12 protein-coding genes are annotated in these 15,027 nt (G+C 69.6%); 8 read left to right on the forward strand and 4 right to left on the reverse strand.

The genetic code is table 11. The features are described 5' to 3' along the window. The first annotated feature begins 5 nt into the window (after window positions 1-5). From AC3DEV_RS07985 to AC3DEV_RS07995, 3 genes are read left to right on the forward strand one after another with little or no spacing between them, the layout of a single operon-like run. Complete coding sequence (locus tag AC3DEV_RS07985) at window positions 6-1,040, forward strand: HpcH/HpaI aldolase/citrate lyase family protein (RefSeq protein ID WP_488371763.1); 1,035 nt, start codon at window positions 6-8, stop codon at window positions 1,038-1,040. Beyond that, complete coding sequence (locus AC3DEV_RS07990) at window positions 1,037-1,543, forward strand: YflT domain-containing protein (protein ID WP_173674746.1); 507 nt, start codon at window positions 1,037-1,039, stop codon at window positions 1,541-1,543. The genes AC3DEV_RS07985 and AC3DEV_RS07990 overlap by 4 nt, the downstream gene beginning before the upstream one ends. A 32-nt stretch (window positions 1,544-1,575) precedes the next feature. Next, a complete protein-coding gene (locus tag AC3DEV_RS07995) occupies window positions 1,576-2,148 on the forward strand; it encodes a suppressor of fused domain protein (RefSeq protein WP_069389885.1) in 573 nt (190 codons plus the stop codon). On the opposite strand, the gene AC3DEV_RS08000 is transcribed toward AC3DEV_RS07995, so the two are convergent. After that, window positions 2,149-3,222, reverse strand: a complete 1,074-nt coding sequence (locus tag AC3DEV_RS08000) for a magnesium and cobalt transport protein CorA (protein WP_488371764.1) — start codon at window positions 3,220-3,222, stop codon at window positions 2,149-2,151. Between the two features lie 69 nt (window positions 3,223-3,291). On the opposite strand from AC3DEV_RS08000, the gene AC3DEV_RS08005 reads away from it, so the two are divergent. Then, window positions 3,292-4,278, forward strand: coding sequence for a glycine betaine ABC transporter substrate-binding protein (locus AC3DEV_RS08005; RefSeq protein WP_253695908.1), 987 nt, complete (start codon window positions 3,292-3,294; stop codon window positions 4,276-4,278). Between the two features lie 98 nt (window positions 4,279-4,376). Here the strand turns inward: AC3DEV_RS08005 and AC3DEV_RS08010 are convergent, their stop codons facing one another. The 3 genes from AC3DEV_RS08010 to AC3DEV_RS08020 form a co-directional block, all read right to left on the reverse strand. Then, window positions 4,377-8,201, reverse strand: a complete 3,825-nt coding sequence (locus AC3DEV_RS08010; RefSeq protein ID WP_488371765.1) for a multifunctional oxoglutarate decarboxylase/oxoglutarate dehydrogenase thiamine pyrophosphate-binding subunit/dihydrolipoyllysine-residue succinyltransferase subunit — start codon at window positions 8,199-8,201, stop codon at window positions 4,377-4,379. A gap of 129 nt (window positions 8,202-8,330) precedes the next feature. Continuing rightward, on the reverse strand, window positions 8,331-9,026 hold the full coding sequence (locus AC3DEV_RS08015) for a YbdD/YjiX family protein (protein WP_341254188.1): 696 nt from the start codon (window positions 9,024-9,026) through the stop codon (window positions 8,331-8,333). A gap of 83 nt (window positions 9,027-9,109) precedes the next feature. Then, window positions 9,110-10,444, reverse strand: a complete 1,335-nt coding sequence (locus tag AC3DEV_RS08020) for a D-arabinono-1,4-lactone oxidase (protein WP_488371766.1) — start codon at window positions 10,442-10,444, stop codon at window positions 9,110-9,112. A 142-nt stretch (window positions 10,445-10,586) separates the two neighbouring features. On the opposite strand from AC3DEV_RS08020, the gene AC3DEV_RS08025 reads away from it, so the two are divergent. The 4 genes from AC3DEV_RS08025 to AC3DEV_RS08040 are packed head-to-tail and all read left to right on the forward strand — an operon-like array spanning window position 10,587 to window position 14,977. Further along, the gene (locus tag AC3DEV_RS08025; protein ID WP_067718391.1) at window positions 10,587-11,225 is read left to right on the forward strand and encodes a TetR/AcrR family transcriptional regulator; all 639 of its coding nucleotides are present in this window, start codon (window positions 10,587-10,589) and stop codon (window positions 11,223-11,225) included. After that, window positions 11,218-12,414 carry a type III PLP-dependent enzyme domain-containing protein gene (locus AC3DEV_RS08030; protein ID WP_488371767.1) on the forward strand — a complete coding sequence of 399 codons (1,197 nt, stop codon included), beginning with the start codon at window positions 11,218-11,220 and terminating at the stop codon, window positions 12,412-12,414. Before AC3DEV_RS08025 ends, AC3DEV_RS08030 begins: the two co-directional genes overlap by 8 nt. Continuing rightward, on the forward strand, window positions 12,411-13,745 hold the full coding sequence (locus AC3DEV_RS08035) for a M20/M25/M40 family metallo-hydrolase (RefSeq protein WP_488371768.1): 1,335 nt from the start codon (window positions 12,411-12,413) through the stop codon (window positions 13,743-13,745). The genes AC3DEV_RS08030 and AC3DEV_RS08035 overlap by 4 nt, the downstream gene beginning before the upstream one ends. After that, window positions 13,736-14,977, forward strand: a complete 1,242-nt coding sequence (locus tag AC3DEV_RS08040; RefSeq protein WP_488371809.1) for an MFS transporter — start codon at window positions 13,736-13,738, stop codon at window positions 14,975-14,977. Before AC3DEV_RS08035 ends, AC3DEV_RS08040 begins: the two co-directional genes overlap by 10 nt. Window positions 14,978-15,027 lie beyond the last annotated feature (50 nt).

A 15,027-nucleotide genomic window follows, 5' to 3' on the forward strand; every position in this document is an offset into this window, starting at 1 on the left:
TCACGATGACCGCAGCCCCCCACGCGACACCCGCGCCATCGGAGGACGCCGCCGCGGCGCTCTCCGAACTCCGTGCCCGTCCCCGGCGCACGGTACTGGCCGTGCCCGGCAGCAGTGTCAAGATGATCGACAAGGCCAGGGGACTGCCGGTGGACGAGGTCTTCCTGGATCTCGAGGACGCGGTGGCGGGTCCCGCCAAGGAGGAGGCCCGCCAGAACGTGGTGGCCGCCCTGAACGGCGGGGACTTCGCCGCGCCCACGGTCGTGGTGCGCGTCAACGCGTGGGACACCGAGTACACGGTGCGGGACGTCACCGAGATAGTCGGTCGCGCGGGTGCCCGCGTCGACGCACTGTTGCTGCCGAAGGCGCGCTCCGCGGCGGAGGTCGTCGCCCTCGACCTGGTGCTGACCCAGGTCGAGAAGGCGGCGGGACTACCAGTCGGGCACATCGGCATCGAACCCCAGATCGAGGACGCCCTGGGGTTGACCAATATCGATCAGATCGCCACGGCCAGTCCCCGTGTCCTGACGCTGGTGTTCGGTCCGGCCGATTTCATGGCCTCCGTCGGGATGCGCACCCTCACGGTCGGGGAGCAACCGGAGGGTTACGCCCCGGGTGACGCCTACCACCACGTACTCATGACCATCCTCGTCGCCGCCCGCGCCCACGGCCTCCAGGCGATCGACGGGCCCTTCCTCAAGGTGCGGGACGTGGAGGGGTTCCGCCGGGCGGCCGCCCGCACCGCAGCACTCGGCTTCGACGGCAAGTGGGTGTTGCACCCGGCCCAGGTCGACGCGGGCAACGAGGTGTTCAGCCCCCGCCAGGAGGAGTTCGACCAGGCCGAGGCCATCCTCGCCGCCTACGCGCGGTCGACGTCCGTCGAGGGAGGTGCTCGCGGTGCGGTGATGTTCGGCGACGAGATGCTCGACGAGGCCAGTCGTAAGATGGCGCTGGTCGTGTCCGCGCGGGGTCGTGCGGGCGGGATGACCGTGACGGATCAGGCCGGTGCAGGAACGGACCCGGAAGGACGGACATCATGAGCTCTCCCGTGAATCCGGCAGGCGGTAGGACCCGGGCTGGTCAGACCCCGGGCCTGCCCACGCCGCCGACCGGTTGGGTGGTCGGGTCGTACCCCACCTACGCGCAGGCCCAGGCCGCGGTCGATCATCTCGCGGACGAGGAGTTCCCCGTCCACGAGGTCACGATCGTGGGAGTGGACCTGATGCAGGTCGAGCGTGTGACCGGCCGGCTCACATGGCCCAAGGTCCTGCTCGGTGGCCTGGCCACCGGCGCCTGGCTCGGGCTGTTCATCGGCCTGTTGCTCGGCATCTTCACGCAGCCCATGTGGGGAGTCGTCCTGACGGGCCTGGTGGGCGGGTCGGTGTTCGGGGTCGTCTCGGCCTCGCTGTCCTACGCGGCCACCCGCGGCAAGCGTGACTTCGCGTCCACCTCGCAGCTCGTCGCGGGACGGTACGACGTCCTGTGCGAGCCCGCCAACGCGGAACGGGTGCGCGACGAGCTCGCCCGCCTCGGGCTGAAGTAGTGCTGCCCGGCGGTTCGACGAGCTCCTCGGACGTGCTCTCCGTGGTGCGGGCGCATCTGATCGAGCACCACGGCCCGGAGCCCCAGGAGGCGTCGGTGACATTCCTCGGCGCGTCACCGATCAGGATCCTGCGGTTCGTGGACATCGAGTCCGGCGTGGTGCGGTATGTCTCGCTGGGGTGCTCAGCCGAACCGATGGGGGACCCCTCGGCCCTCGTTCCCGACCCCACCGCGCCGCGGGCGGAGCTGAGTCTGATCCTGCGTGGCGGGGTGGACGGTCTGGTCCGCGCGCTGGCGGTGCTCGCGGCCGCACCCGCGGTGGAGGGCCTCGTCCTGTCGGAGGGAGCACTGATCGACCTGGGCGAGCCGCTCTGGCCGGGCGCGTCGTTCACGGGGGTCGTCCTGCGGGCTCCGGAGATTCCGGACGTGCCGTTGCCCGGTGACGCCGCGCCGGTCACCGTGTTCCGGGCCGTTCCGGTCACCCACACGGAGGCGGCGTGGGTACGGATGAAGGGCGCGGCGGAACTGGAGGAGGCGTGGGCGGAGGCCGGCATCGATGTCACCGATCCCGGGCGCTCGGCGGTCAACCCCGGGCTGAACCGCTGATCACAACCAGCGGTTCCGGCGAAACAGCAGGAAGAGCCCGGCGCACATCGCCACCATGATCCCCAGCACCACGAAGTACCCGTATCGCGCCTCGAGCTCCGGCATGTGGCGGAAATTCATGCCGTAGACGCCCGCGATCATCGTGGGTACGGCCGCGATGGCGACCCAGGCGGAGATCTTGCGCATGTCGGTGTTCTGTTGGACCCCGACTATCGCCGCCGCCGCGCTGACGAGCGAGGTGCTCTGCTCGTCCAGGGTCGCGACCACCGCTGCCGCCTGTGCGTGGTGGTCCTGGACGTCGCGGAAGTAGTGGCGGGCCTCGGCAGGGACGAGGTCGAGATGATCGACCGACAGGCGTCGCAGGGGCGTGGTCAACGGCCCGATGACGTGTTTGAGTTCGAGTAGCTCCCGCTTGAGGACGTAGATCTGTTCGATGTCCACCCGGGTGCGCGGCGTGAAGAGCGCCGACTCGAGTTCGTCGATGTCCGCGGCCATCCCCTCGGCGGCCTCGATGTAGCTGTCGACGACACGGTCCGCCACGGCGTGCATCACCGCCGCCGGCCCGATCGCGAACCGTTCCGGCGAGTACCCGGGCGCGCCGACGAGGTCCGTGGGGGTGATCTGGTCCCCGTGGCGGACGGTCACCACGAAGTCCCGGCCCAGGACCACCATGACCTCGCCGGTGGACACGATGTCGGTGACTTGGGTGACCGTCTCGTGGGCCAGGTACCGCACGGTCGACATGTTGAGCACGAGAGCGTCGTCGTAGGCCTCCAACTTGGGACGCTGCCGGCCACTGGTCGCGTCCTCGGTGATGAGCTCGTGCAGCCCCAGGTCCCGGGACAGCGCTTCCATCTGGTCGTGCCCCGGGGCGTCGAGGCTGATCCAGACGAAGCCTCGACCGCTGTCGCGCACGCGGCGGATCGCCTCCCGGTGCGGGACCCGGCCGCGTTCACCGACACCGTCGATGTAGACGACGCAGTCCACGGTCGCGTGGTGCGCCGACCCGGCCGGGTCTCGTGGCGTGGCATCTGCTCGGGTTGTCGACGGCCGTCGTGGTGGGATCGCGGGCACCCGGTCCCCTTTCCTCGTCTCGCCTGACAATATCCGCCGTGCGGGCCCTCGGAGTGACGACCGGCGGGCGTGGCTGGGAGACTGTCCCTCGAGGTGATCCGCGCCGACCGGCGCGGCCGGGGTGAGGAAGGGCGTGGTCGGATGCTGCGGACGGGGGATCGGGCGGGGCGGTGCGCGATGGTGCTCGCGGGGGTTGGCGCGATGGCACTGTCCGGCTGCCAGGCGCAGTCGTCGATCGTTCCCGCGCACCGGGACGATCCGGTGGTGGTCGTCGAGACCGCATCCTTCGGCGAGGTCGAGATCGTCGGTCATATCTACGGCAACGCCCTGGTGCGGTCGGGGTCGCGGGTGACCGCCCGCCCGCAGGCCGGGACCCAGGACGAGGTCGTGGAGTCCGTGGTGACCGGGGAGGCGACGTTCACGATCGGGTTCACCGGTGAGTTGCTCCGGACCTTCGACGAGAACTCCACCGAGGTCGAGGCCGATGAGGTGTACACCGCCATGATGGCCGCCCTCCCGGAGGGCGTGACCGCGGCGGATCCTGCGCCCGCCGAGGACGCCCCCGTGTACGCGGTCACCCGGCACACCTCGGAATCGCGAGGCCTGCGGACGATGTCCGACCTGGCCGGGAGGTGCGGTGAGTTCACCCTCGGCGCACGCGAGGAGGCGCTCGCGGATCGGGAGCTCGCCACATCCGTCGGTACCACCTACGACTGCGGTTTCGGCCGTCGCGTGGCGCTGGGGCCCAACCCCCGCGCGGTGTTCGACGCCCTGCGGGAGGGGGAGATCGGGGTGGGTCTGGTCCAGTCGGCCGACCCCGTCCTCCATCCGGAGGACATCGTCGCGTTGGACGACGACGAAGCTGCAGTCCTCGCCCAGCACCTCGTGCCCGTGTTCCGCAAGGGCTCGCTCTCGGAGGATCAGCTCGCCCTGGTGAACCGCATCAGCGGGGAGCTGACCACCGAGGATGTCCGCGAGCTCCTGCTGGGGGTCGAATTCGGTTCCGCGACCCCCGTCGCGTTGGCGAACTACTGGTTGGACGAGCACGGTTACTGACCTCCGCGAGGGGTGGAACACGAGGAAGGGCCCGACCTGGTGGTCGGGCCCTTCCTCCTACGCGGTCACTCGAGGTCCGCAGTCCTCCGATTCGGCGGTCACTCGAACGCCTGGTCCACCAGCGCCTTCTGCTCGACGGCGTGGACCTTGCTCAGACCCGTCGAGGTCGCGGCCATCGGGCGACGCGAGACCCGCTTGAGGGGCGGGAAGTCCTCGATGCGCTCGGGCAGCTCCAGGGCGAGGAAGCTCCACGCTCCCTGGTTCGCCGGCTCCTCCTGCACCCACCGGACCTCGGTGAGGTTCGGGTAGTGGTCCAACGCCTCGCGCAGGCGGCGGTGCGGCACCGGGTGGATCTGTTCGACCCGGACGATCGCGATGTCGTCGCGGCCCTCCTTCTCCTGGCGGGCGGCGAGCTCGTAGTAGAGCTTGCCGGACACCAGCAGCATGGTCTTGACCTTGCCCGGGTCCTTCGAACCGTCGGCGAACGTCGGGTCGTCGAGAACCGAACGGAACTTGCCGTTGGTGAAGTCCGAGATCGCGCTGACGGCCTTCTTGTTCCGCAGCATCGACTTCGGCGTGAAGACCACCTGCGGCCGCTTGATGCCGTCGGTGGCATGACGACGCATGAGGTGGAAGTAGTTCGCCGGGGTCGACGGCTGCGCGACGGTCATCGAGCCCTCGGCACACAGCTGGAGGAACCGCTCGATGCGGCCGGACGTGTGGTCCGGGCCCATCCCCTCGTGCCCGTGCGGCAGGAGAAGGGTGACGGAGGACTTCTGACCCCACTTGGCCTCGCCGGAGGAGATGTACTCGTCGATGATGGTCTGCGCGCCGTTGACGAAGTCACCGAACTGCGCCTCCCACAGCACGAGGGCCTCCGGGTCCCCGACCGAGTAGCCGTACTCGAATCCGACGCCCGCGTACTCGGTGAGTGCGGAGTTCCACACCTCGAAGCGGCCCTCGGCGTCCTCGAGGTTCTGCAGGGGCGAGTAGGGCTCCGACGTGGTCTTGTCGACCACCACGGCGTGGCGTTGCGTGAAGGTTCCGCGTTGCGAGTCCTGACCTGCGAGACGCACGGTCCGGCCCTCCAAGACGAGGGAACCGATCGCCAGCAGCTCGGCGAACGCCCAGTCGATGTTGCCGTTGTAGGCCATCTTCTGGCGCGCCTCGTAGACCGGCTTCACCCGCGAGTGGATGTGGAAGTCCGCGGGCAGGTTGCCGAAGGCGTCGCCGATGGCGTGGATGACCGACTCGTCCACCGCCGTCACCAGGCGCTTGGGCAGCGGCTGGTTGGGCAGGATCGACTCGGATGCCTTCACCGGGTGCTTCTCGAGCTCGCGGACCTCGTTGAAGACCCGCTCGAGCTGCCCCTGGAAGTCGCGGAGAGCGTTCTCCGCCTCCTTCTCGGTGATGTCGCCGCGACCGACCAGATCCTCGGTGTAGGACTGGCGGACGCTCTTCTTGTCGTCGATGACCTCGTACATCCGCGGTTGCGTCATCGACGGGTCGTCGGCCTCGTTGTGACCGCGGCGGCGGTAGCAGACGAGGTCGATCACGACGTCCTTCTTGAACTGCTGGCGGAAGTCCATCGCCAGCCGGGCGACCCGCACGCATGCCTCGGGATCGTCACCGTTCACGTGGAAGATCGGCGAGCCGATCATCTTGGCGACGTCCGTGGAGTACTGGCTGGAGCGCCCGGCCTCGGGCGCCGTGGTGAACCCGATCTGGTTGTTGACGACGATGTGGATCGTGCCGCCGGTGCGGTAACCGTCGATCTGCGAGAGGTTCAGGGTCTCCGCGACCACTCCCTGTCCGGCGAATGCCGCGTCACCGTGCAGCATGAGCGGCACGACCGGGTACTCGGAGCGCCATTCCGGATCCTCGATGAGGTCCTGCTTGGCGCGGACGATTCCCTCCAGGACCGGATCGACGGCCTCGAGGTGCGACGGGTTGGCGGTGAGCGACACCTTGATCTCGTTCTCGCCGAACATCTGGTACTGGATGCCCTCGGCCCCGAGGTGGTACTTGACGTCACCCGACCCGTGCGCGGCGGAGGGGTCCATGTTGCCCTCGAACTCGGTGAAGATCTGCCGGTAGGGCTTGCCCACGATGTTGGCGAGCACGTTGAGCCGCCCGCGGTGGGGCATGCCGATCACGACCTCGTCGAGGCCGAACTCGGCGGCCTCGTCGATCACCGCGTCCATCATCGGGATGACGGACTCGGCGCCCTCGAGGGAGAAGCGCTTCTGGCCGACATACTTGGTCTGCAGGAACGTCTCGAAGGCCTCCGCGGCGTTCACCTTGGACAGGATGTACTTCTGCTCGGCGACGGTCGGCTTGTCGTCGACCCCCTCGAGGCGCTCCTGGATCCACTGGCGCTGCTCGTTCTCGAGAATGTGGGTGTACTCGATACCGATCTTGCGGCAGTAGGCCGCACGCAACGCGGACAGTACGTCCCGCAACCGCATCTTGTCCTTGCCGACGAACCCGCCGACGGAGAACTTGCGGTCGAGGTCCCACAGGGTGAGCTCGTGGGAGTTGACGTCGAGGTCCGGGTGGAACGTGCGACGCCGCTTGGCGTGCTTCCCGTCGAGCGGGTCGATGTCGGCCATGAGGTGGCCGCGGTCGCGGTAGGCGGCGATCAGCTCGAGGACGCGTGCGTCCTTGTCCACCCGCGGGTCGGTGATGTCCTGACGCCACCGGACCGGCTCGTAGGGGATGCCGAGGACGTCGAAGATCTCGTCGTAGAACTCGTCGGCGATCAGCAGGCGGTGGATCTCACGCAGGAACTCGCCGGATTCTGCGCCCTGGATGATCCGGTGATCATACGTGGAGGTGAGGGTGGTGATCTTGCCGATGGCGTTGTTGGCCAACTGCTCGTCACTCGCGCCCTGGAACTCGGCGGGGTACTCCATCGCGCCCACGCCGAGAATGGCGCCCTGGCCCACGGTGAGGCGCGGGACCGAGTGCACCGTGCCGATACCGCCGGGGTTCGTCAGCGAGATCGTGACGCCGGAGAAGTCGTCCATCGTCAGCTTGCCCTCACGGGCGCGGGCGACGATGTCCTCATAGGCGTCCAGGAATCCGCGGAAGTCGAGCTTCTCGCAGTTGCGGATCGCGGCCACGACCAGGGACCGGCCGGCCTTGGTCTTCATGTCGATCGCCAGACCGAGGTTGATCCCGTTCGGGGTGACGACGTTCGGCTTGCCGTCGACCTCCTCGTAGTGGTTGTTCAGGTTCGGGTAGGCCTTGACGGCCTGGACCATGGCGTACCCGATGAGGTGGGTGAACGAGATCTTCCCGCCGTGGGTGCGCTTGAGGTGGTTGTTGATGACCACCCGGTTGTCGACCATCAGTTTCGCCGGGACCGCGCGGACCGAGGTCGCGGTGGGGAGGGACAGCGACGCGTTCATGTTCTTGACGATCGCGTTGGCCGCGCCCCGGATGACCTTGCTCTCCTGCTCCGCGGGGGGCTCGTACTCGGGGCGTGACGGCTTCTTCGTCGCCGCGGTGTCGGACTTCTTCCGAGTCTCCGACTTGTGCTCCGGGGCGGGCACCCCCTCCCCGCGGGCCTTGCGCTTGGGCGAGGCGTCGGCAGCGGGCTTCGCCGCGATGTCCTTGGCGGCCGCCTCGGGGGTGGAATCGTCGACGGTGATCTCGGACGGCTTCTTGTCTGATGTGACCGATTCCCCGCTGCTCCCACCTCCCGATCGGGGCCGGCTGCTCTTGCCGGATCTACCGCCCGAGCTGCCGGGGGAGGTGCCGTTGGTCGAGTCACCACCGGAGGAGGAGGCGGCCTCCGGGTTGGCGTCGAAGAACTCGTGCCAGGACTTGTCCACGGAGGACGGGTCCTTGGCGAACCGCTCGTACATCTCGTCTACGAGCCACTGGTTCTGTCCGAACTGTGAGACGTTGTTGCTCACGATCTCTTGGTGCCTCTCTGGTTCTGTGGTGGGTTTCACACGTCAATGGATCCAGGCTAGACCTTCTGCCCGCGCCGGGCTCTTCGATCTCACCTGACAGGGGGATGCCCCGGGCCCGTCACGGCGGGTTCACGTGGCGGGCCACGAGTCCGGGGGCGTGCCGAACGCGGCATCGGCGGTATCCACGACAGTGCGCCCCAGCTTCCGGTTGCCCCACCCGCCCACGGCGGCGCCGAGCCCCGCGGGTGCCAGCTTGCCCACGGCGAGCCCTGCCCGCTTCACGGCGAACTTCCGGACGAAGCGGGTCATCATCCGTCGGTTGATCTCCTTCAGCCCGGGTACCCGGAGTGCACGGCCGGCCAACGAGCCGCCCGTGGCCGCCCCTCCCGACGAGCTGACCGCGTTGGCCAGGATGGCGGTGCCGGACGCACCCAACATGACTGTCATGACCAGCAGTTCCTCGTGCTCGTCGTGGCGGACGTCCACGCCGTGGACCTCGGCCACGGCGAGCGTGTAGAACGCGGCGGCCTCGAGGAACACCAGCGACTCCGCGCCGATCGCGCCGAAGGCGACGATGGTTCCGAGACCCGGCACCGCGGCCGTGGCGCCCACGGCCGCACCGGACGCGGTGACGGTGTTCAGGAACCGCGCGTCGAGACGCTCGCGGATCCGGGCCGGGCTCTCGTCCGGGTGATGGGCCCGGAGTGTGCGTACGTAGGCGCGGGCGGCACCGGTCTGACTCCGGATCGCCCGGCGCAGGGCGGCAGTGATCACCCCCGCGGCCGGGCCGGAGACGTCGGATTCAGCGGGCACTCGATCGGGCACTGGGCACTCCTGGAGGTCAAGGCGGCGCGGGGGGCGGGCCGGGCTCGAACCTCCACCGTACGTAAGGCGCGCGGGGTGGTGGTTCAGGGCAGCACACGCTCGGTGTAGTCGTTGCCGAAGACACGCTCCGGGTCGAGACGGTCACGGACGGAGACGAAGTCGTTGAAGCGGTCCACCATGGCGGACAGGTCCTCCGCGGTGCGGGTGTGCATCTTTCCCCAGTGCGGTCGCCCACCGGCGGCGAGGAAGATCCCTTCCGCGAGACGGAACAGTTCGGTGTGATCCATCAGGTGGTACTGGTGCACGGCGATGTAGCAGACCTCGCGCCCGTACGCCGTGGACATCCACACGTCGTCGGCGGCGGCGAACCGCACCTCCACGGGGAACGGGGTGACGATGCCGGAGCGGTCGATGGTGTCGCGGAGGTCGCGCAACACCCCGGTCGCCGCCGCGACGGGCACGGCGTACTCCATCTCCCGGAAGCGGACCCGCCGCGGCGAGGCGAAGACCCGGTAGCTCCGGTCGGTGAAGTCCCGTGCGGACAGAGCCCGTGAGGCGACCCGGTTGAGCCGGGGGGTCAGCGCCGGACGTCGGGTCGCGGCCCGGCACAGCACGTCGAAGACCTCGTTGGAGAGGAGTTCGTCGCCGATCAGACCCCGGATGCGTCCCACCGGGTGCAGCTCGGCGTCCCCGGGCAACCGGGTGTTGCGTTTGACGTTGATCGCGTCGGTGTGGGGGAACCAGAAGAACTCGGCGTGGTCCGCGGAACGGGCGAAACCCTCCAGGTCCGCCAGTGCGGCGGTCAGGGTCCACGGACGCTCCTCGGCCTGCAGTGCGAAGGCCGGGACGCATCGGACCGTCATCTTGGTGATGATCCCCAGTGCGCCGATCCCGAGGCGGGCCGCCTCGAACACCTCGGGGTCGGATTCGCGGGAACAGGTGAGAACGGAACCGTCGGCGGTGACGAGCTGGAGGCCGACGACCGTGGCGGGCAGGCCCGGTGCCGCACATCCCGTGCCGTGGGTCCCGGTCGACACCGCCCCGGCGAGGGACTGTTCGGCGAAGTCCCCGAGGTTCGGCTGTGCCAGACCGAGCTCCCACAGCAGCGGTCCCAGTCGGTGCAACCGGGTACCCGCCCAGACGGTCACGTCCGCGCCGTCGACGCGACCGTCAGCACCACGGGTCGGCACGATCGATTCCACACCGGCGAGGTCGTCCAACGACACGAGCACGCCGTCCGTCGCGGCCGCCGGCGTGAAGGAATGGCCCGCGCCGACACACTTGACCCTGGTTCCGCGCTCGGCCGCCCGCGTGACCACGTCGCTCACCTCGGCGACGGTCGTCGGGAGCGACCGGCCCGAGGGAGAGGCCAGGACATTGCCGGCCCAGTTCTGCCAGGGGGCCACCGAGGTCGTCATGGCAGGAGAGGGTACCCGCGCGAGGCGGGGCGGGAGGCGGTCCTGGACCATCGACCCGGAGTGGGGGCGGACGCCCGGCACGCCGGGGGAGCGGGTGCGGTGAACGGTGTGCGCGTCCACCTCGTCGTCGTACCATGGACGGGTGACCAGACGACTTCCTGCCGATCAGCGCCGGGCGCAGCTCCTCCAGGCCGCCCTCGAGATCGCCGAACACGACGGACTGGGTGCGGTGACCGTCCGCGGCGTGGCCGAACGGGCGGGCGTGTCGCTGGGGGTCGTCCACTACTGCTACACGGATAAGGAAGAGCTTCTCCGCGAGGTCATCGGCGCCGTCAACTCGGAGGTCCACCAGGCCGCCCGGGCCTTCGTGAGCGTCGACTTCGATTCCGGGATCCGGGGCACCGAGGGCCTGCGGCGACGGCTGTACGAGGCGATCGACCTGATCTGGGCGGTGATCTCCGCATCGCCCGACCGGCAGCTCCTCACCTACGAGATCGTGTCGTACTCGCTGAGGACCCACGGGTTGCCCGAAGTCGGCCTGGCCCGCGACCAGCAGGAATCCAACGAGGCCATCGTGCGATCCGTACTCGAGCGCACGGCGCAGTCCGCCGACGTGCAGTGGGCGATGGGCCTCGACGACATGGTGCGCGTCGTCCTGTCGATCATCACCGGCATCAGCCTGCGGTGGCAGATCTACCGGAACGACGACGAGGCCAACGACCTCCTCCACCGGGCGGTCGACCTCGTCGTACGGGACGCGCGACCGGTCGACGGTGCCTAGCACGGAGGCGGGCGGCCTCCCCGTGGTCGTCGACGCACTCCGGGTCGCGACCGCGGGCCTCGACGCGCCCCTCGCCGCTCTGTACCTGCCGAGTCTGCGGGCGAACGTGGACGATCTACGCCGCCGGGCAGGGGGCACCAGGATCCGGGTCGCGAGCAAATCCGTGAGATCCCGAGGCGTGCTGCGGGAGGTGCTCGGCGACCGGCTGCGGGGCGACGATTCCGTCCACGGGATCATGGCCTACTCGCTCACCGAGGCGTTGTGGTTGGTGGAGGCGGGGTGCGACGACGTCCTGATGGGGTACCCCACCGTCGACCGCTCGGCTCTGGGGCGCCTCGGATCGGATCCGCAGGCGTTGGAGTACGTGACACTCATGATCGACCATCCGCGCCAGCTGGAGATCGCACGGGACGCGGGGGCGTCCGGGGCGCGGGTATGCATCGACGTCGACTGCTCCCTCCGGCTCGGGCCCGTCCACCTGGGCGTGCGCCGCTCCCCGCTACGCGGACCGGACGACGTCGAGCCGCTGGTACGGCGGGCCGTCGCCACCGGCTTCCGCGTGGTGGGCGCGATGTTCTACGAGGCACAGGTGGCCGGGGTGCCCGATGACGTACCGGGGATCGGCGTCGTCAAACGGCTCTCGATGCGGCGGCTGCGGGATGTGCGACCGGCGGTGGCGTCCACGATCGAGTCGATCACCGGGACACCGCCGGAGATCATCAACTCCGGGGGCTCCGGGTCCGTCGCCGAGAGCGCCGGGGCGCCCGCCGTCACCGAGGTCACCGCGGGATCGGGACTGTACGTGCCGGGGCTGTTCGACGCCTATCGGACCTTCACCCCGCGGCCGGCGCTGCTGTTCGCACTGCCCGCCGTGCGGACGCCGGCCCGTGGTCTCACCACGTTCCTGTACGGGGGGTACGTCGCGTCCGGCGTCCCGGGGCGCGACCGGCTCCCGGTGCCCGCCGCCCCGGCGGGGTTGCGATACCTCGGTCGGGAGGGGGCCGGCGAGGTCCAGACGCCCGTGCGGGGGCAGGTGCCCATCGGCGAGCGCGCATGGTGGCGACACGCCAAGGCGGGGGAGTTGTGCGAACGGTTCGACACTCTCCACGTGGTGGACGAGACTGCTGACGGGCCCGCCGTGGTGGATCGTTGGCCCACCTACCGTGGTGAAGGGAAGTGTTTCGGATGACCGACGCCCAGCAGATGTCCGGGCAGGCGCGGGAGCGGATGCATGCCGAGGCCGTCGCGATCACGGCGGACCTCGTGTCGATCGACTCGACCAACACCGGTGACCCCGCGACGATCGGCGACGGCGAGACGAGGGTGTGCCGCCGGATCGCCGAGTACCTCGATGAAGTCGGCATCTCCAGCGAACTCGTGGAGTCTGTTCCCGGACGAGGGAGCCTGTTCGCCCGGATCGAGGGAGCCGACCCGGAGGCGGGTGGTCTGGTCGTGCACGGCCATGTCGACGTCGTCCCCGCGGTCGCCGAGGACTGGACCGTCCCGCCGTTCGCCGGTGAGATCCGCGACGGCTGGCTCTACGGACGAGGCACCGTCGACATGAAGAACATGATCGGCATGATGCTCGCCGTGGTCCGCCACTACCGCCGGGAGGGGATCGTGCCCCGGCGACCGCTGCTGCTCGCGTTCTTCGCGGATGAGGAGGCCGCGGGGATCATGGGTGCCAAGTGGGTGGTCCGGGAGCGGCCCGAGATCTTCGACGGCATGACCCAGGCGCTCAGCGAGGTCGGGGGCTGGTCGGTACCAGTCGACGGCCGCCGCCTCTACCCGATCGCCGTCGCCGAGAAGGGCGTCGCCTGGGCCACGGTGACCGCACACGGCACCGCCGCACACGCGTCCCGCCCGACCGGGGACAACGCCGTCGCCGCCATCGCCGGGGCGGTCCATCGCGTGGCCGACCTCGACTTCCCGGTGCAGCCGACAGAGGCCAACACCGCGCTGGCCGCGGCGGTCGGTCGGCTGGCCGGAGGAAGCGGCGAGGTCGCCGAACTGCCGGATCGGCTCGGGGTCCTCGGGCACTTCGGGTCCCTCGTCTCCGCCTCGCTGTCCCACACCGCCTCGCCGACGGTTCTGTCCGCCGGATACAAGACCAACGTCATCCCCACCGAGGCACGCGCGGAGATCGACTGCCGAGTACTCCCCGGAGGTGAGGACACGTTCCGTGCCGAGATCGAACAGGAGCTCGGCCCCGACGTCACGGTCGAGTGGATCTGGGAACCACCGATCGCCGCACCGGCCGACGCACCGTTCGTGGAGGTGATCCGCGAGGCCGTCAGGGAATCCGACCCCGATGCCATGGTCGTGCCGTACCTGTTGCCCGCCAGCACGGACAACAAGCATCTGGCCCCGCTCGGGATCGACGGCTACGGGTTCGTCCCACTGCGCGTGCCCGATGAGTTCGACGTCTTCGGCCATTTCCACGCCGTCGACGAGCGGGTACCGGTCGACGCACTGCACTTCGGCGCCGATGTGCTCGCCCGAGTGCTCCGATCCGCGTGAGGGGCGCGCTCACCGGACATCCGACGCCGTCTGCGCGGACCCGCCTGCCCGCGGACGTCTGGGTCCTCGTCGCGGCCGCGTTCGCCGTCGCGATCGGCTACGGCCTGGTCGCGCCGGTGCTGCCGCAGTTCGCCCGCAGCTTCGACGTGTCGGTCACGGCGGCGTCGGTCATCGTCAGCGCATTCGCGTTCTTCAGGTTGGTGTTCGCGCCGGCCGGTGGGTTCCTCGTCGACAAACTCGGCGAGCGGTGGGTCTACATGTCCGGTCTCCTCATCGTGGTGGTCTCCACGTTGGCGACCGGGCTGGCGCAGAACTACTGGCAGCTCCTGGTCTTCCGCGGTCTCGGCGGTCTCGGGTCGACGATGTTCACGATCTCCGCGATGGCCCTGCTCACCAGATTGTCCCCGCCCGGCGCCCGGGGACGGATCGCCGGCCTGTACGCGACCGCGTTCCTCATCGGCAATATCGGCGGTCCGGTCCTGGGCGGATTGTTGGCGGGCTTCGGCATGCGCATCCCGTTCTTCGTCTACGCCGGCACGCTGCTGGTGGCGACCGGCGTGGTGGCGGTCTTCCTCCGCGGGGGCCGACGGCCCTCACCCGACGACGGGTCCCCCGAGCAGGAACCCCTCCCGGTCGCCGAGGCGCTACGGCACAGCGGGTACCGCGCCGCGCTGATCTCCAGCTTCGTCAACGGGTGGACCTCGTTCGGTGTGCGGGTCGCCATCGTCCCGCTGTTCGCCGCGGCCAACTTCGATGCCGGCGCCGGTATCGCCGGCACCGCGCTGGCGTCGTTCGCCGTGGGGACCGCCTCGGTGGTCTCCGCGGCCGGGTGGTTGTCCGACAGGTACGGGCGACGTCCGATGGTGATCCTGGGTCTGGTGATCTCCGGTGTCACCACCCTCGTCCTGGGCTGGTGTGACACCGTGCCGTTGCTCGTGGCGGCCTCGGTCATCGCCGGGATGGGGGCCGGGATCCTCAACCCGTCGCAACAGGCCGCTGTCGCGGACGTGATCGGCGCGGACCGGGCAGGCGGCAAGGTCCTCGCCACCTTCCAGATGGCCAGCGACTCCGGAGCGATCCTGGGACCGGTCGTGGTGGGACTGGTGGTGGACCTGCTGGGCTACAAGGCGGGGTTCGCGGTGTCCGGCGTGCTCCTACTGGGGGCCGCGATCCCGTGGATCATCGCCGAGGAGACCCGTGAGGCCACGAACCCGGTGACCACGGGGGAGTGACCTGCGGCAGCCGTGTCGCTCAACAGCCCCCGGACGCCGTAGAATGTAAA

Source organism: Dietzia sp. IBK-p2-15D (assembly GCF_057773105.1).

Bases quoted from the DNA above. Each gene is read 5' to 3' on its own strand.
- AC3DEV_RS07985 (WP_488371763.1), top strand. From the start codon at position 6: ATGACCGCAGCCCCCCACGCGACACCCGCGCCATCGGAGGACGCCGCC.
- AC3DEV_RS08035 (WP_488371768.1), top strand. From the start codon at position 12,411: ATGACCGACGCCCAGCAGATGTCCGGGCAGGCGCGGGAGCGGATGCAT.
- AC3DEV_RS08020 (WP_488371766.1), bottom strand. From the start codon at position 10,444: ATGACGACCTCGGTGGCCCCCTGGCAGAACTGGGCCGGCAATGTCCTG.
- AC3DEV_RS07990 (WP_173674746.1), top strand. From the start codon at position 1,037: ATGAGCTCTCCCGTGAATCCGGCAGGCGGTAGGACCCGGGCTGGTCAG.